Raw genomic sequence first — 16,875 nt, 5'->3', positions numbered from 1 at the left:
TCTGTTCCGGTCGGCACGCGGACCGGCGAACCCGCACCCGCCTGCCACGTCATGCGCACACCAACGACCACGCCGGGCGAACCGGCGCAGCTAAGTGACACACGTTACGCCGATCTCCGCGGGCCGTCCGCGCAAGGCAGTGTCCCGTGTGTCCTGGCTGGTGGAAAGCCCCCGAACGCTGATCGATGTCGCGATGTTAAGAACTTCACTGCCCCGCCCGGCGCCCGCACCGCGACGGCTCACCCGGACGCGCCGCCGGTGAAGTTCCAGGACGCCAGCCGCAGCGGCGGAGCCTCCCACCAGATGCCGTCGACCCGGTCCGGCAGGCGGACCGCCCGGCGACCCACGCCGAGCACCGCCCCCGGGCCGAGCGCGCGCGGGTAGGACTCGGTGAAGCGCAGGTCGCGTACCGCCCGGGTGACCGCGCCGTCCTCGACCAGCCAGACCCCGTTGCGGGTCAACCCGGTGACGACCAGGCTCTTCGGGTCGAGCACCCGGGTGTACCAGAGGTCGCTGACCAACAGCCCGCGGCGCACCCCGGCGACCAGCGCCGCCGTGTCGGCGTCCGCCACCGCGCCGGTGTCCCCGGTGGACGCGCCGCGGCCCGGCGCGGCGTCACCGCCGCCGGTGCCCGCGGCGAGGCGCAGGTTGCGGGCCATCGGGCCCCAGGTCGCCCCACCGGCGATCGCGTGCCCGGTCGAGGCGGCCCCGACCTCGGCCGCGCTGCGCCGGTCGTGCGCCAGGGCCGCGGTGGTGCCGGCGTCGACCAGGGTCACCGGGTGCCGGGGCGTGCCCTCGACGTCGAACGGCAGCCCGGAACCGGCCGGCGGGTCGTCGACCAGGGTGACGGCCGGGTCGAACTGGGCCGCGCCCGGCTCGGCGAAGGACTGCCGCTCGGCGTACCGCTTGCCGTTGAACCCGTACCAGGAGAAGTTCGCCAGCAGGTCGGCGACGGCGGCCGGTTCGAGCACCACCTCGTAACGCCCGGGTGCCAGCTCCACCGGGTCGGCCGCCGCCCGGGCCTTGGCGGCGGCGCGCGCGCCCAGCGCGGCGCCGTCGACGTCGGCCAGCCGGTCGGCGCAGGCCCGCGCCACCCCGTCCGCGCCGCCGGCGCGGGCGATCCCGTCCATCGCCGCCTCGGCGGTGCGGCCCTGGGCGGTGTGCCCGGCCGAGTTGGCGAACGCCGACGCGCGGTGCGCCGTGCGGCAGTAGCCGGCGGCGGTCAGCCCGCCGACGGCGTCGACGAACGCGCGCACCCGGGCGGCCCGCTCGTCCGGCTCGGCGTACGCGGTGGACTCGTCCCAGCCGGCGGTGGCCGGCATCGGCGTGGGCGGGGTGAGCCCCGGCCAGGCCGGGTCGGGCGGGCAGAGCCGGGCGGCGGCGAGGGTGCGCTCGACCAGCGCGCGCAGCCCGTCGGCGCCGACCAGGCTGCCGCTGCCGGCCGCGGTCCGCCCGTCCACGTGCAGCCGCAGCCGGACGTCGACGGTGGACTCGGCGACGTTCTGGTGGATGAACGAGTTGGCGAACCGGGTCAGCGCCAGGTCGGCCCGGGTCACCACCACCTCGGCCTGCGCGTCCGACCCGGCGAGCCGGCGGACCAGCTCGACCACCTGCCCGGCGAGGTCCAGCTCGGTCATGCCCGCACCCCCACCCGGACGTTGCGGAACCGGGCCGGCGCGGCGGGGTGGCCGGTGTGCCCGATCTGGCCGGGCTGGCCCTTGCCGCAGTTCGGCGTGCCCCACGCGACGATCTCCGAGGAGAGCATGTCCATCGAGCGCCAGAACTGCGGGCCGATGCCGGTGTAGGTGGGGTTGCGCAGCATCCGCCCGCGCCGGCCCTTCCTGATCTCCCAGCCGATCTCGCAGCCGAACTGGAAGTTGAGCCGCTTGTCGTCGATGGACCAGGAGCGGTTGAGGTCCATCAGCACCCCGTCGTCGGTGGCGGCGATGATCTCCTCCAGGGTGTGCGGGCCGGGTTCCAGGCCCACGTTGGTCATCCGCACCATCGGCAGCCGGGCCCAGCCGTCGGCCCGTACGCTGCCGCCGTGGTCGAGACCCGCGACGGCCGCCGAGTCGCGGCCGGCGAGCACGCCCACCCAGCGCCCCTCGCGGACCGCGTCCCGCTTCACCGCCGGGGAGCCCTCGTCGTCGTAGCCGAAGCTGCCCAGCGCACCGGGGATGGTCGGGTCGATGGTGACGGTCATCAGCTCGGAGCCGTAGCGCAGCGAGCCGAGCTGGGCCAGGTCCAACCAGGAGGTGCCGGCGAAGGCGGCCTCCCAGCCGAGGATCCGGTCCAGCTCGATGGCGTGCCCGACCGACTCGTGGATCTGCAGGGCGAGCTGCTCGCCGCCGAGGATCAGGTCGGTCTCGCCGGCCGGGCAGAGCGGTGCGGTGAGCAGCGCCCGGGACTCCTCGGCGATCCGCGCCGCGTGCCCGGCCAGGTCGAGCGAGTCGACCAGCTCCCAGCCGCTGGTGCCGTACTGGCCGCGGTAGCTGGGATAGGAGCGGCGCTGGGTCTCGCCGTCGCCGACCGAGGTGGCCGAGATGCCGCCGCCGCACTCCCGGATCCGCTGGTCGATCCGGTGCCCCTCGCTGGAGACGAACCACTTGGTGGTGTCCCAGACCTGGTAGAGCCCCTCGGCCACGTCGGCGCCGTGCTCGGCCATCGCGCGGGTCGCGCCGACCAGCAGGTCGCCCTTGGTGGACAGCGGGACGCCGAGCGGGTCCACCATGCACCCCGAGGCCCAGCTCGCGGTGGCCGCCTCGGTCGGCACCAGGTCGACCGCAGGGCCGGGCACCCGGGCGCTCGCGGCGGCCGTGCGGGCCGCGCGCCGGCCGGCGTCGCGCGCGGCGGCATCGGAGAGGTCGGGTACGGCGTGGAAGCCCCAGCTGGACCCGACCAGGGCGCGTACGCCCAGCCCGATGCTCTCGTCCTGGGTCAGCTCCTCGATCTCGCCGTTGCGGGCCGACATCGACTCGTAGCGGCGGTGCATCACCCGGGCGTCGGCGTACCGGGCTCCGGCGTCCAGCGCGGCCTGCACCGCGGCGGTCGCCGCGTCGAACTCGGTCATGCGACCGACCCTAGGCGAGCGCACCGACGCTCGTCAGGCGAGCAGATCCTCCGGCCGGATCGTGGCCCGCACGGGCTCGGTCAGTTGCAACACCTCGCCTGCCTTGGTGACCGATCGCTCGACGTAGTGACCGCCCTGCCGTTGGTAGACGTGCACAGTCAGGGTTTCCTGCTCGACCAGTAGGTACCACTCGATCCCGGCTGCCGCGTAGTAATGCATTTTCAGCACCTTGTCGGTCGCGGCGTTGCTCGGCGAGATGATCTCGCACACCAGACGGACGTCGGCGGCATCGATGACCAGTGCGCGACGGTCGACGTCGTTCGTGATGACAAGGTCGGGTGTCGGAATGCGGCCAGGTCGGAGCCGGACGTTGACCGCTTCCAGCACTCGAAGGCCAGCTTGCCGGACCGGTGTCCGGAGAGCGGCACGAAGCTCACCGGAAATGTTCTGGTGAAGAGGGGTGGGTTCTGGGGCCACGTGGAGGCCCCCGTCGAAGAGTTCGACGCGCTGGGACGTTTCGCCGAGGGCGAGGTACTCCTCTTCGGTCCACGGGCCGTCGTGGCCGAACACCGCCGCGGCCATGGTCACCTCCACCTCGTGCCGGCGGGAATCCTCCCGTGACTGCCGCAACCATGGTCGCACCCGGAGTGCGGGTGGACGTGGGCTCACCGAGTTGTGGCCGTGGATGGGCTGGTGAGGGCTGTTCACGCCGTTGCCGACTCGTTACGCTGACGGCCGCTGACAGCTTCCGGCTTTGTAGCTTATTTTCGCCCTCAGGACTTTGCTGTAGGTTCTCTTCACTACTGAGGGAGGCGGTCGTGGCCAGGTCGGAGTCGGCGCTGTCCGGGCAACCGGACGACCGCCCCAGCGTGCCGGAGCAGCGCGGCACCGACGCGCCCTACCTGCGGGTGGACGACCTGCGGGTGCGGTTCGACACCGAGGACGGCGTGGTGCGCGCGGTCGACGGGGTGTCGTTCGTGGTGGAGCGCGGCCGGACGCTCGGCATCGTCGGCGAGTCCGGCTCGGGCAAGAGCGTCACCTCGCTGGCCATCCTCGGGCTGCACAACCCGAAGCGCACCACCGTCAGCGGCGAGATCTTCGTCGGCGGCCGGCAACTGGTCGGCCTGCCCGAGGAGGAGGTACGCCGGCTGCGCGGCCGGGACATGGCGATGATCTTCCAGGACCCGCTCTCCGCGCTGCACCCCTACTACACCGTGGGGAAGCAGATCGTCGAGGCGTACCGGGTGCACCACCCGCGTGCCGGCAAGCGCGAGGCCCGGCAGCGGGCCGTGGACATGCTCGGCCGGGTCGGCATCCCGCAGCCGGCGCGCCGGTTCGACCAGTACCCGCACGAGTTCTCCGGCGGCATGCGCCAGCGCGCGATGATCGCGATGGCGCTGGTCAACGACCCGGATCTGCTGATCGCCGACGAGCCGACCACCGCGCTGGACGTCACCGTGCAGGCGCAGATCCTGGACCTGCTGGCCGACCTCCAGGCCGAGTTTCACTCCGCGATCATCATGATCACGCACGACCTCGGCGTGGTCAGCCAGGTGGCCGACGACGTGCTGGTGATGTACGGCGGCCGGGCGGTCGAGCACGGCAGCGTCGAGCAGGTGCTGCGCCGGCCGCAGCACCCGTACACCTGGGGCCTGCTCTCCAGCGTGCCGTCGCTGCACGGCGACGCGGACGCGGACCTGGTGCCGATCCGGGGCAACCCGCCCAGCCTGATCAACCTGCCGTCCGGATGCGCCTTCCACCCGCGCTGCCGGTACGCCGATCGCAACGCAGACCGGTCCCGCACCGAGGTGCCGCAGCTGGTGCCAACCGGCGAGGACGGCCACCGGGTGGCCTGTCACCTCTCCGCCGACGATCGGACCCGGCTCTACCAGGAGGACATCGCACACGTGGGGGTGGCCCGGTGAGTGCTCAGGCCGAGACGGCGCCGGTCGAGCCGGCGGCCGCCGAGGAGCCGCTGCTGCGGGTGCGCGGGCTGACCAAGCACTTCCCGGTGCGCAGCGGCTTCCGCAACCGGAGCGTGGTGCGGGCGGTGGACGGCCTCGACTTCGACGTGCGGCCCGGCGAGACGCTCGGCCTGGTCGGTGAGTCGGGCTGCGGCAAGACCACCAGCGGCCGGATGCTGGTGCGCCTGCTGGAGCCGACCTCGGGCACGATCGAGTTCGAGGGCCGAGACATCACCCACGCCGGCCGGCGCGAGCTGCGCCCGCTGCGGCAGGACCTGCAGATCATCTTCCAGGACCCGTACGCGTCGTTGAACCCCCGGCACACCGTCGGCCGGATCGTGGCGATGCCGTTGCAGGTCAACCGGATCAACCCGCCGGGCGGGGTGCGCAAGCGGGTGCAGGAGCTGCTGGAGCTGGTCGGGCTGAACCCGGAGCACTACAACCGGTACCCGCACGAGTTCTCCGGTGGCCAGCGGCAGCGCATCGGCATCGCGCGAGCCCTGGCGCTGCGGCCGAAGCTGATCGTCGCCGACGAGCCGGTCTCCGCCCTGGACGTGTCGATCCAGGCGCAGGTGGTCAACCTGCTCCGCGACCTGCAACGCGAACTGGACCTGGCGTTCGTCTTCATCGCCCACGACCTGGCCGTGGTCCGGCACTTCTGCCAGCGGGTGGCGGTCATGTACCTCGGCAAGATCGTGGAGATCGGCGACCGGGACGACATCTACGAGCGCCCGCAGCACCCGTACACCCGGGCGCTGCTCTCGGCGATCCCGGACGTCACCAAGCTCGGCCCGGCCGGCCGGATCCGGCTGGCCGGCGACGTGCCCACCCCGCTCGACCCGCCGTCGGGCTGCCGGTTCCGCACCCGCTGCTGGAAGGCGCGGGACATCTGCGCCGCCGAGGAGCCGGCGCTGGTGCCCCGCGACGGCGGCAGCCAGGCCGCCGCCTGCCACTTCCCGGAGCGGGGACCTGTCGAGGCCGCCCCGGGCGCGCAACCGGCCGCCTCGGGCGCCGGGCCGGCGGGCGCGGACGTCGAGGCGGCGGACACGGGTGCGGGCGTCGAGGAGGTGTCGAGATGAGCATGTCCCCGGTGGAGGGCGTGGCGCTGGCCGAGATCGACTCGGGCGGCGGCGCCGACGCGCCGAAGGACAAGGGCTTCGTCGGTCGCTCGCCCGGCCAACTCGCGATGCTCCGGCTGCGCCGCGACCGGACGGCGATGGTCAGCGGGGCGATGCTGGTCTTCTTCGTCCTGGTGGCGCTGGCCGCGCCGCTGATCGAGATGCTCTACGGGATCAGCCCGCGCGACCAGTTCCAGAACAAGCTGGACGGCTTCGGCATGCCGCTCGGGTACGCCGGTGGGGTGTCCGGTGACCACTTCTTCGGGCTGGAGCCCAACCTCGGCCGGGACATCTTCATCCGGCTGGTCTACGGCCTGCGTACCTCACTGCTGATCGCCTTCGCGGCGGCCGTGATCACGGCGGTCATCGGCATCGCGCTCGGCGCGCTCGCCGGCTACCTCGGCGGCTGGCTCGACGCGGTGATCAACTGGACCACCGACCTGACCCTGGCCATGCCGTTCCTGATCATCGCGCTGGCCCTGACCCCGACCCTGACCCTGCGCTTCTACGGCGAGCGCGACGCGGTCTCCCCGGCCTTCGGAGTCGGGGTTCTGATCGCGGTCTTCGCGATCTTCGGCTGGACCGGCACCGCCCGGCTGGTCCGCGGCCAGGTGATCGCCCTGCGCGAGCGGGAGTTCGTGGAGGCCGCCAAGGCCAGCGGCGCCGGGCTGGCGCACATGCTCTTCCGGCAACTGCTGCCGAACATCTGGGCGCCGATCCTGGTGTCGTTCTCACTGGCCGTGCCGCAGTTCATCACCAGCGAGGCCGCGCTGTCGTTCATCGGCGTCGGGCTGACCGAGGAGACGCCGAGTTTCGGCCGGATGATCTACCAGAGCCTGGACTACCTCCAGACCGACCCGGCCTTCGTCTTCTTCCCCGGCATCACGATCTTCGCGCTCGTGTTCGCGTTCAACCTCTTCGGCGACGCGCTGCGCGACGCGCTCGACCCGAAGTCGTCCCGGTAGGGGTTATCCGATGGCGCGCTTCCTGATCAAGCGGCTCTTCTCCGCGATGCTCACCCTGTTCGCGGTGAGCGTGCTGACCTTCCTGATGTTCTTCGCGCTGCCCCGCGACCCGGTCAGCGGCATGTGTCCGAAGAACTGCAACCCCGAGCGGCTGGAGCGGGTTCGCCAGGAGCTGGGCCTGCGCGACCCGTTGATCACGCAGTACGCCGGCTACATGAAGGGCATCTTCACCGGGCGGGACCTGGGCAGCGCGCAGGGCGGCCGGTGCGACGCGCCCTGCTTGGGCTGGTCGTACGTCAACAACGAGGCGGTGCTGGACACCATCACCCGGGTGCTGCCGGTGACCCTGAGCATCGTGATCCCGGCGGCGATCCTCTGGCTGCTGCTCGGGGTCGGCCTCGGCATGGTCTCGGCGCTGCGCCGCGGCACCTGGCTGGACCGGGCCGCGATCGGCTTCTCGCTGACCGGCGCCTCGCTGCAGCTCTACTTCGTCGGCGCGGTGCTACTGCTGGTCTTCGTCTACAACCTGCGCCTGCTGCCCGTGCCGAGCTACACGTCGATCTTCGACAATCCGCTGAAGTGGGCCAGCGGCCTGGTGCTCTCCTGGGTCGCGCTGGCCTTCCTCTTCTCCGCGATCTACGCCCGGCTGTCGAGAGCGCAGATGCTGGAGACGCTCTCCGAGGACTTCGTCCGCACCGCGCGGGCGAAGGGCCTGGCGAAACCGAAGGTGTACGGGCGACACGCCCTGCGCGCCGCGATCACCCCGGTGGTCACCATCGCCGGCCTGGACGTCGGGGCGGCGCTGGGCGGCACGGTGATCACCGAGACCACCTTCGGCATCCAGGGCCTGGGGCGGACCGCGGTCGAGGCGGTGCGGGCCGGCGACCTGCCCACCATCATGGCCACCGTGCTCATCTCGGCGGTCTTCGTGGTGGTCGCCAACGTGCTGGTCGACCTGCTCTACGCGGCCATCGACCCCCGCGTGCGGCTGGGGTGACCCGCCCGTCCGACCGGCGCGCCCTCCCGAGTGCGCGCCGGTCGGTCGGCGGTGAAATTTATCGACAACTGTTACACAACTCGTAGGTTTTCTTCTTTACGATCCTCGGGACGTCGGCGTTCACGCCCGGCGGCACCTGGGTGGAGGAGGTAGGAGATGCGACCACGCGTGGCGGCCGCCGCAGGCGGCGCGATCGCTCTGGTTGTGGCATTGGGTGCGTGCTCGGAGAACACGGGCGAGGGCACCACCGTGGACACGAACCGGCAGCAGACCGGGGTCATCGCGACGGACCCGAAGGACTCCAAGGGTCCGGCGGCCGAGGTGCCGGGCGCCCAGAAGGGCGGCACCTTCACGATCATCCGGGAGACCCCCATCTCCCACCTGGACCCGCAGCGGACGTACTCGTTCGCCGGCCTGATGGCGTCGCCGCTGTTCTCCCGGTACCTGACCACGTGGAAGGACGACGGCAAGGGCGGCCTGGTCCTCGTCGGCGACCTGGCCGAGACGCCGGGCACCAACGTCAACAACGACTGCAAGGTCTGGGAATTCAAGATCAAGGACGGGGTCAAGTTCGAGGACGGCCGGCCGATCACCTCCAAGGAGATCGCGTACGGCATCGCCCGCTCCTTCGACCCGGACCTGTCGGGCGGCCCGACCTACATCCAGGAGTGGCTGGCCGACAGCCCGCAGTTCGACACCAAGTGGGACTTCAAGGCCAACAAGACCTCGCTGCCCCCGGGGCTGACCACGCCGGATCCGAAGACCCTGCGCTTCGAGTTCGCCAAGCCCCGCTGTGACCTGCCGTTCGCGGTCTCGCTGCCGACCACCGCGCCGCTGCCCGCGGACAAGGACACCGGCGTCAACCTCGACAACGCGCCGTTCTCGTCCGGGCCCTACAAGGTCGCCAAGAACCAGGTCGGCGTGCAGCTCACCCTGGACCGCAACCCGCACTGGGACCCGAACACCGACCCGGTGCGGCACCAGTACCCGGACCAGTTCGTCTGGAGCTTCGGCCCGACCGCCGACGCCGCGAACAACCGGGTGATCGCGGACAACGGCGCCGACCAGAGCGCCATCGCCTGGAACTTCGTGCCCGCCTCGCTGGTCGCCAAGGTCGCCAACGACCCGGCGCTCAAGCAGCGGACCATCCTCTCCCCGACGCCGAGCGCCAACCAGCTCGTCATCAACAACCAGCGGGTCAAGGACCTGAAGATCCGCCAGGCGCTGAACTACGCCATCGACCGGGAGGGCCTGATCAAGTCGGTCGGCGGGCAGACCGTCGCGTCGCCGCTGACCACGCTGATGCCGCCGTCGACGATCGGCTTCAAGGCGTACGACGCCTACCCGGCCGGTGCCAACGGCAACGTCGACAAGGCCAAGGAGCTGCTCGGCGGCCAGACCCCGGAGCTGGTCCTCGGCGTCGCCGACAACACGACCGAGCAGCAGATCGCCACCCAGCTCAAGGGCAACCTGGAGCGGGCCGGCTTCAAGATCACGGTGCGGAACATCCCGGACGACTCGAAGCTCGACGAGGTCAAGAAGAAGGACAACCCCTGGGACCTGTACATCGGTAACTGGGCGGCGGACTGGCCGAGCGGCGCGTCGATCCTGCCGGTGCTCTACGACGGCCGCACCATCAAGCCCGAGGGCAACAGCAACAGCGCGTTCTTCAACGACCCGGCGATCAACGCCGAGTTCGACCGGATCCTGGCCCTAGCGCCGGCCGAGCAGGGCCCGGAGTGGGCCAAGCTCGACGAGCGGATCATGAAGGAGCACGCCCCGGTCGTGCCGCTCTACGTCGACGTGGCCTACCTCGTGCACGGCTCCAAGGCCGGTGGGGTCTTCGTCTCCAGCGTCTTCGGCTACCCGTCCTTCGTGAACGCGCACGTCAAGCAGTAACCCTCAGGCATCAACCGCACGGACGGGCCCCGGTCGACAGCGTCGTCGACCGGGGCCTCCGTACCTCCGCCCGCGTGGTCCCGCCCTGCCGCTCGGCGCGTCACAGGTGGGTGCGGAGGAAGTCCAGCTCCAGCTTGAGCAGCCGCTCGGCGGTGCCGCCGGCGGCCATGTGGGTGGCCCCGGTCAGCGGCAGCACGGCGTGCGGCCGCCCGGTGGCCAGCAGCGCCGCCGACATCCGCAGCGTGTGCGCGGCCACCACGTTGTCGTCGGCCAGGCCGTGCACCAGCAGCAGCGGCCGGGCCTGCTCCGGGTCGGTCACCGGCTCGGCGGCCAGCTCCACCAGCGAGTGGTGCGCGTAGACGTCCATCCCGTCGTCGGGCAGGCCGAGGTAGCGCTCGGTGTACGCGGTGTCGTAGAGGGCCCAGTCGGTCACCGGCGCGCCGACGATGCCGCACCGGAACAGCTCCGGGTGCCGCAGCACCGCCAGCCCGGCCAGCCAGCCGCCGAACGACCAGCCCCGCACGGCCACCCGGCCCAGGTCGAGGTCGGGATGCTTCTCCGCCAGCGCGGTGAGCGCGTCCACCTGGTCGAGCAGGATCACGTCGGCGACCCGCCGGTGGATCGCCTTCTCGAACGACGGGGCCACCCCGGGGGTGCCCCGGTTGTCCACCACGACCACCGCGAAGCCCGCGTCGGCCCACCACTGCCGTTCCAGCCAGGCCGCCCTCGCGGCCACCACCTCCTGGTGCCCCGGGCCGCCGTAGATGTCCAGCAGCACCGGCAGCCGGCGGCCGGTGACGTGGTTGTCGGGGTAGAGCACCGCCGTCGGCAGCCGCCGGTCGGTCACCCGCTCCAGCAGCGGCAGCGGGGCGTACGGCGGGTTGGCGGCCAGCGACCGCAGCTCGCCCACCTCCCGGTCGCCCTGCCACACCGTCCACCGGACGCCCGGATGGTCCAGCGACGCGCTCCCCACCACCAGCACGTCCCCGCCGACCGCGCCGGTGTGCCAGCCCGGGTCGGTGGTGAGCCGGCGGGCGTCCACGCCGCCGCCGATGGTGGTCCGCACCCGGAACAGGTGCCGCTCGCTCGGCTCGCCGTCGCTCGCCTCGACCAGCAGGTCGGCCGGGCCGGGGCCGCCCGGCAGCCGGCCGACCACCCGGCGCACGTAGAGCGAGGGCGGGGTGAGCAGGGTGCCGTCGGCGAAGAGGCAGCGCGCGTCGTACCCGTCGTGGGCCAGTTCGCCGCCGACCAGCACCCGGCCGTCCGGCAGGTGCGCCGGGGTGCCGGCGATCGGCTCCACCCAGCGCGGGTCGGCCAGCTCCGCGTGCACCTGGGTCTCGCCGGTCCGCGGGTCGACCGCGAGCACCAGCCCGTGCTGCTGCGAGCGGCGCAGCACGGTGATCAACGGGCCGCCGTCGGCCCACTGCACCGAGGTCAGGTACGGGTAGGTCTCGCGGTCCCAGTGCACGTCGACCCAGCCGCCGTCCAGGTCGAGCAGGTGCAGGCTGACCTCGGCGTTCGGCCCGCCGGCCCGGGGGTACGCGACGGTGGTCGGCGGGCTCGCCGGGTCGGCCGGATCGTGCAGGTGCCACTGCGGCAGCCGGGACTCGTCCACCCGGGCGGCCAGCACCGAGCGGCCGTCCGGCGCCCACCAGTAGCCGCGGAACCGGTCGAACTCCTCGGCCGCGATGTGCTCGGCCAGCCCCCAGGTGACGCCGGAGTCCTCGCCGGCCAGCAGATTGTCCGCGCCGTCCGGCTCGACCACCCGCAACTGCCCCCGGCGGACCCCCTCGGCGGCGTCGGTGACGTACGCCAGGCGCTGCCCGGTCGGGTCGGGCCGCGGGTCGAGCACCGGACCGACCGCGCTCACCTCGACCACGTCGCCGTGCACCAGGTCGGCCCGGAACAGCCGGCCGGCCAGCGCGAACACGGCCACCCGGCCGGCCCCGTCGAGGGCGTACGAGCCGATGCCGGCGGCGCTCAGCCGCAGCCGCTCGCGCAGCGCCCGCTCGCCCGGGCCGAGCGCGCCGCCGTCGGCGTCGGCGCCGAGCAGCGCGGCCGGGTCGGCGACCAGCCGTTCCTCGCCGCTGGCGACGTCCAGCAGCCAGAGCGCGTCGGCGGGATCCTCCGGGCCGGCGGAGCGGAGGAAGACCACCCGGGAGCCGTCGTCGGCCACGGAGACGGCACGCGGCGCACCGTGGCTGAACCGGCGGGTACGGGCGGCCAGCTCCGGAAAGTCCACAGGCCAGATCGTAGAGCGGCGCCGGAGGTGATGTGGCCGACCTGCGTGGACGCGTCGGGGCCGGCGGGGGAGAACCGCCGGTTAGAGTGACCGACGTGACGACGCTGCCCGACCGCCGCCTGCTGCTGGTCCACGCGCACCCCGACGACGAGTCCATCGGCACCGGCTCGACCATGGCCCACTACGCCGCCACCGGCGCCCACGTCACCCTGGTGACCTGCACCCTCGGCGAGGAGGGCGAGATCCACGTGCCGGCGCTGGCCCAGCTCGCCGCCGCCGAGGCGGACCAGCTCGGCGGCTGGCGGATCGCCGAGCTGAACGCGGCGTGTGCCGCGCTCGGCGTCACCGACCACCGCTTCCTCGGTGGCGCGGGCCGCTACCGCGACTCGGGGATGATGGGGCTGCCGACCAACGAGCACCCCCGCGCCTTCTGGCAGGCCGATCTCGACGAGGCCGCCGGGCACCTGGTGGAGGTCATGCGCGAGGTGCGCCCGCAGGTCATGATCACGTACGACGGCAACGGCTTCTACGGCCACCCGGACCACATCCAGGCGCACCGGGTGGCGATGCGCGCGCACCAGCTGGCCGCCGCGGAGGGCTTCGCCCCGGCGAAGGTCTACTGGACTGCCATGCCGCTGAGTGTGCTGGAGGCCGGGATGAACCACTTCGTCGAGTCGTCGGACAATCCCTTCGCCGGCATCGAGGACCTCTCCGAGCTGCCCTTCGGCACCCCGGACGAGCAGATCGCGGCCCGGATCGACGCCACCGAGCAGCACGCCGCCAAGGAGGCGGCGATGCGCGCGCACGCCACCCAGATCCCCGCCACCTCCTGGCTCTACTCGATCGCCGGCAACTTCGGCAGCGAGTTCATGGGCGTGGAGTACTACACCCTCGCGGTGGGCGAGAAGGGGCCGGGCTCCGGGCCGTACGGCTGGGAGGACGACCTGTTCGCCGGGCTGGACGTGGCCGACGGGCCGGACCGGTCCCCGGTCGCGGCGGCCGGCCTCCGGTGACCCTGCCCGCCGCGCCGATGTCGGTCGTCCCGGACGAGACCACCCCACCGCCGCCCGGGCGGTCGCACCGGCTGCTCGACCTGGCGCTGCGGCTGGCCGGCGGCCTGGTGGCCGTGCTCGGCGCGGTGGCGACCGCGGTGCTGGAGCTGCTGTTCGCCACGGCCCGGGTCGGCGGGCAGCTGATCGGCGTCTCGGTGCTCGTCGCGATCGGCGCGAACATCGCGCTGAGCTGGTTCGTTCACGCGGCGGTCGGCCGCCGGTGGGCGGTGGCGCTGCCCGCGGTGCCCTGGTTCGTGCTGATGGCGGTCGCCGCGGTGCGCACGGCGGAGGGCGATCTGCTGCTCGCCGGGGACAACTGGGTCGGGCTGGCGATGATCGTGGCCGGCGCGATGACCTTCGCGGTGATGGGTTTCCGGCAGATCCTGGCGCCGCCGTCGGGGCGCGGAGGGGACTGACGGCACACAGCTTCCGGTGGTAAGTATTCCTGCCAGGAAGCCCGCCGCGCGGCGGGCCCGATTACGGCGGGAGGCGTGTGATGAGGGAGCGGTGGCGCGCGATCGGGTTGCTCGCGGTCGCGCTGTTCGCGGTCAACGTGGTCGCCCGGCTGATCATCCGGTTCGGGTTCGACGGCGACGACACCACCGCCGCCGACCGGGTGTCGCTCGGGATGTTCGTGGTGATCGGCCTGGTCCTGGCCGGGCTCGCGTTCGTCTGGGGGCGGCGTCGGCCGGTGGCGCGCTGGGGCGCGGACATGGCCGCCGGGGTCGGCCTCGCGCTGCTGCTGACCGTGCTGGTCGGGCCGCTGCTGGTGGGGGAGAACCCGTTCGGCGGGGGCGCCGGCACGTTCTTCGCCCAGATCTGGCTCTACCTCGCCGCCACGGCGGCCGGGGTGCTGCTCGGCTACCTGGTCCTCACTGCGCTCGGCCTCGATCACCGCTCGCAGACCTTGAAGCGGTACGCCGAGATCAAGACCGCCAAGCCCCGCCGCCCGGTCCGGCGCTGACCCGGCCCGCCGCGGTCCGACCGGGTCGCCCGCGCCGCGGGCTTGATCCACTCGGGTTCTCGGACGTCGGGGTGTCCCGGGGACCCGGGACACCCGACGCCCGGGCGACGCCGGGCCGGTCAGTCCGGGGCGACCCGGGTGAGGTAGGTGTGGTGGGTGGTGAAGCCGAGCCCGCGGTAGAGCGCCACCGCCCCGGTGTTGCGCTGCTCGACCTGGAGGAAGGCGTGGCTCGCCCCGGTCGCCGCGCCCCAGCCCGCGAGCGCCCGGATGACCCGGCCGGCCAGGCCCTGCCGCCGCGCCTCGGGCAGCACCTCGATCAGGCTCAGCCCGAGCCAGCGTCCCCCGCCGGTGACCGTGCCCCGGCCGACCGCGACCAGCGCGCCGTCGGCGTACACCCCGGCGAAGCGGACCTGGTCCACGGCGGTGAGCACGTGCCGGGCGGCGTCCGGCAGGCCGCCCTTGCGGCCGGCGGCGATCGCCAGCCAGTCGGCGGACGGCGCGGTGGCCAGCTCGACCGGCGGCGACCCGGGGCGCTCCGGCGGGGCGGGCGGCAGCGCGGCCAGCGGCACGGTCTGCACCAGCACCGGCGGGCGGCTGCGCCAACCCCGCTCGTCCAGCTCCGCGCCGACCGGCGCGGCGAGCGGCAGCGGGGTGTTCACCATGGCGGGCTGTCCCCGGTCGGCGTACCAGCGCAGGACCGCGTCCACCGCCGCCGGCAGCGGCCGGTCCGGGTCGCCCACCGGCAGCGCGCTGTTGGCCCGGCCGGTCCAGCCGTCGGCGCTGCGCAGCAGCCAGCCGCCGAGCCGTCCCCGGGTGGGCGCGGGCCACGCCTCGTCGGCGGCCAGTTCGAGGGCGGTCACCGCGGCGGCGGTCGGCCGGCGTGACGGCGGCACCCGTTTGGCCCGGTGCACCTCGGCCCGGGGCACCCGCAGCCGGCCCTGGTCGGTGGTGAGCGTGAGATGGGTCTCGCTCAGCTCGACCAGCTCGCCGAGGGCGTCCGAGAAGAGGGGCCGGCCTTCGCGAATCCCCACAATCCGGCGGACCACGATCCGGTGTCCCACATCCTGCTGACCGAGCACGATCGACCCCCTCCCCGGCGAGATACTAGGCTCTTACCGTCGCGGGTGATCGCGGCGTGTCTTGCGGAGGAGAAGACCGGTGACCTACATCATCGCCGAGCCGTGCGTGGATGTGCTCGACAAGGCATGCATCGAGGAGTGCCCGGTCGACTGCATTTACGAGGGCAACCGGATGCTCTACATCCACCCCGACGAGTGCGTCGACTGTGGTGCCTGTGAGCCCGTGTGCCCGGTCGAGGCGATCTTCTACGAGGACGACGTCCCGGAGCAGTGGAAGGACTACACCGCGGCCAACTACGAGTTCTTCGAGGACCTGGGCTCGCCCGGCGGCGCCTCGAAGATCGGCAAGGTGGAGAAGGACGCGACCTTCGTCGCCGCCCAGCCGCCGCGCGGAGAGGGCCACTGAACCGCCCCGCGCCGGTCTCGGCCCGGCTGCCCGAGTTCACCTGGGACACCCTGGACGCCGCGGCCGCGCTGGCCGCGGCGCATCCCGAAGGCATGATCAACCTCTCCATGGGTACGCCGGTCGACCCGGTCCCCGAGGTGATCCGCCGGGCGCTGGCCGACGCGTCGGACACGCCCGGTTACCCGCTGACCGCCGGCACCCCGGCGCTCCGGGACGCGCTCGCGGCCTGGGTCGCCCGGGCCTGCGGAGCCGGCGTGGACGGGTTGGGCGTGCTGCCGACGATCGGCTCCAAGGAGCTGGTGGCCTGGCTGCCCACCCTGCTCGGGGTGGGCCCCGGCGACGTGGTGGTGGTGCCGTCCATCTGCTACCCGACCTACGAGGACGGGGCCCGGCTCGCCGGCGCCACCACGGTGCGGACCGACTCGCTGACCGCGGTCGGTCCGACCCCCCGGGTGCGGCTGGTCTGGGTCAACTCGCCCGGCAACCCGACCGGGCGCGTGCTGCCCGCGGCTCACCTGCGCAAGGTCGTCGACTGGGCGCGGGAGCGCGGCGCGGTGGTCGCCAGTGACGAGTGCTACCTGCCGTTGGGCTGGTCCGCCGAGCCGGTCTCGGTGCTCTCGCCCGAGGTCTGCGGCGGCTCCTACGACGGCGTGCTGGCGCTGCACTCGCTCTCCAAGCGGTCCAACCTCGCCGGCTACCGGGCCGGGCTGGTCGCCGGTGACCCGGCGCTGGTGGCGGAGCTGCTCAAGGTCCGCAAGCACGCCGGGATGATCGTGCCCGCGCCGGTGCAGGCCGCCATGGTGGCCGCGCTGCGGGACGAGCGGCACGCCGACGAGCAGCGGGAGCGCTACCGGGCCCGGCGCGAGCGGCTGCACGCCGCGTTCACCGCCGCCGGTTTCACCATCGAGCACTCCGAGGCCGGGCTCTACCTGTGGATGACCCGGGGTGAGGACTGCTGGCAGACCGTCGACTGGCTGGCCCGCCGGGGCATCCTGGTCGCCGCCGGCGCGCTCTACGGACCGGGCGGCGGGCGGCACGTCCGGGTGGCGCTGACCGAGTCGGACGAGCACGTCGCGGCGGTCGCCGGACGGCTCCGCGACTGACGCCGACGGCCCTTCG

Annotated in this window: 15 protein-coding genes; 10 read left to right on the top strand and 5 right to left on the bottom strand. The window is 73.1% G+C overall.

Annotated elements, in window-relative coordinates; translation table 11 throughout:
• Window positions 1-239 precede the first annotated feature (239 nt).
• The 3 genes from AC1WTP_RS02410 to AC1WTP_RS02400 are packed head-to-tail and all read right to left on the bottom strand — an operon-like array spanning window position 240 to window position 3,652.
• Window positions 240-1,637, bottom strand: a complete 1,398-nt coding sequence (locus AC1WTP_RS02410) for a TldD/PmbA family protein (RefSeq protein ID WP_481647591.1) — start codon at window positions 1,635-1,637, stop codon at window positions 240-242.
• Window positions 1,634-3,070 (bottom strand): TldD/PmbA family protein, encoded by a 1,437-nt coding sequence (locus AC1WTP_RS02405; RefSeq protein WP_481647590.1) that lies wholly within the window; start codon window positions 3,068-3,070, stop codon window positions 1,634-1,636. The genes AC1WTP_RS02410 and AC1WTP_RS02405 overlap by 4 nt, the downstream gene beginning before the upstream one ends.
• Before the next feature lie 33 nt (window positions 3,071-3,103).
• Window positions 3,104-3,652 carry a Uma2 family endonuclease gene (locus AC1WTP_RS02400; RefSeq protein ID WP_481647589.1) on the bottom strand — a complete coding sequence of 183 codons (549 nt, stop codon included), beginning with the start codon at window positions 3,650-3,652 and terminating at the stop codon, window positions 3,104-3,106.
• Between the two features lie 236 nt (window positions 3,653-3,888).
• On the opposite strand from AC1WTP_RS02400, the gene AC1WTP_RS02395 reads away from it, so the two are divergent.
• The 5 genes from AC1WTP_RS02395 (at window position 3,889) to AC1WTP_RS02375 (ending at window position 10,013) form a co-directional block, all read left to right on the top strand.
• Window positions 3,889-4,995 (top strand): ABC transporter ATP-binding protein, encoded by a 1,107-nt coding sequence (locus tag AC1WTP_RS02395; protein WP_481647588.1) that lies wholly within the window; start codon window positions 3,889-3,891, stop codon window positions 4,993-4,995.
• Window positions 4,992-6,113: an ABC transporter ATP-binding protein gene (locus AC1WTP_RS02390; protein WP_481647587.1), complete on the top strand. Its 1,122-nt coding sequence runs from the start codon at window positions 4,992-4,994 to the stop codon at window positions 6,111-6,113. The genes AC1WTP_RS02395 and AC1WTP_RS02390 overlap by 4 nt, the downstream gene beginning before the upstream one ends.
• On the top strand, window positions 6,110-7,117 hold the full coding sequence (locus AC1WTP_RS02385; RefSeq protein ID WP_481647586.1) for an ABC transporter permease: 1,008 nt from the start codon (window positions 6,110-6,112) through the stop codon (window positions 7,115-7,117). Before AC1WTP_RS02390 ends, AC1WTP_RS02385 begins: the two co-directional genes overlap by 4 nt.
• Window positions 7,118-7,127: 10 nt before the next feature.
• On the top strand, window positions 7,128-8,114 hold the full coding sequence (locus AC1WTP_RS02380) for an ABC transporter permease (protein ID WP_481647585.1): 987 nt from the start codon (window positions 7,128-7,130) through the stop codon (window positions 8,112-8,114).
• A 156-nt stretch (window positions 8,115-8,270) separates the two neighbouring features.
• Window positions 8,271-10,013 (top strand): ABC transporter substrate-binding protein, encoded by a 1,743-nt coding sequence (locus AC1WTP_RS02375; RefSeq protein ID WP_481647584.1) that lies wholly within the window; start codon window positions 8,271-8,273, stop codon window positions 10,011-10,013.
• Window positions 10,014-10,113: 100 nt separating this feature from the next.
• Here AC1WTP_RS02375 and AC1WTP_RS02370 read toward each other — a convergent pair whose 3' ends face one another.
• Window positions 10,114-12,255: a S9 family peptidase gene (locus AC1WTP_RS02370; RefSeq protein ID WP_481647583.1), complete on the bottom strand. Its 2,142-nt coding sequence runs from the start codon at window positions 12,253-12,255 to the stop codon at window positions 10,114-10,116.
• Window positions 12,256-12,341: 86 nt separating this feature from the next.
• Between AC1WTP_RS02370 and mshB the strand changes: the two genes are divergently transcribed.
• The 3 genes from mshB (at window position 12,342) to AC1WTP_RS02355 (ending at window position 14,271) form a co-directional block, all read left to right on the top strand.
• Window positions 12,342-13,268: an N-acetyl-1-D-myo-inositol-2-amino-2-deoxy-alpha-D-glucopyranoside deacetylase gene (mshB, locus tag AC1WTP_RS02365; protein ID WP_481647582.1), complete on the top strand. Its 927-nt coding sequence runs from the start codon at window positions 12,342-12,344 to the stop codon at window positions 13,266-13,268.
• Window positions 13,269-13,285: 17 nt separating this feature from the next.
• Window positions 13,286-13,723, top strand: coding sequence for a hypothetical protein (locus AC1WTP_RS02360; protein ID WP_481647581.1), 438 nt, complete (start codon window positions 13,286-13,288; stop codon window positions 13,721-13,723).
• A gap of 80 nt (window positions 13,724-13,803) precedes the next feature.
• The gene (locus AC1WTP_RS02355; RefSeq protein WP_481647580.1) at window positions 13,804-14,271 is read left to right on the top strand and encodes a hypothetical protein; all 468 of its coding nucleotides are present in this window, start codon (window positions 13,804-13,806) and stop codon (window positions 14,269-14,271) included.
• A 119-nt stretch (window positions 14,272-14,390) separates the two neighbouring features.
• On the opposite strand, the gene AC1WTP_RS02350 is transcribed toward AC1WTP_RS02355, so the two are convergent.
• The gene (locus AC1WTP_RS02350; RefSeq protein ID WP_481647579.1) at window positions 14,391-15,350 is read right to left on the bottom strand and encodes a GNAT family N-acetyltransferase; all 960 of its coding nucleotides are present in this window, start codon (window positions 15,348-15,350) and stop codon (window positions 14,391-14,393) included.
• A 79-nt stretch (window positions 15,351-15,429) separates the two neighbouring features.
• On the opposite strand from AC1WTP_RS02350, the gene fdxA reads away from it, so the two are divergent.
• Both fdxA and dapC read left to right on the top strand, forming a co-directional pair.
• A complete protein-coding gene (fdxA, locus tag AC1WTP_RS02345; RefSeq protein WP_088992046.1) occupies window positions 15,430-15,756 on the top strand; it encodes a ferredoxin in 327 nt (108 codons plus the stop codon).
• Entirely contained in the window at window positions 15,753-16,859 is a 1,107-nt protein-coding gene (gene dapC / locus AC1WTP_RS02340) for a succinyldiaminopimelate transaminase (protein WP_481647669.1), read from the top strand. Before fdxA ends, dapC begins: the two co-directional genes overlap by 4 nt.
• Window positions 16,860-16,875 lie beyond the last annotated feature (16 nt).

Source organism: Micromonospora sp. R311, assembly GCF_056780015.1.
This window is presented reverse-complemented; position numbering and strand designations above follow the sequence as displayed.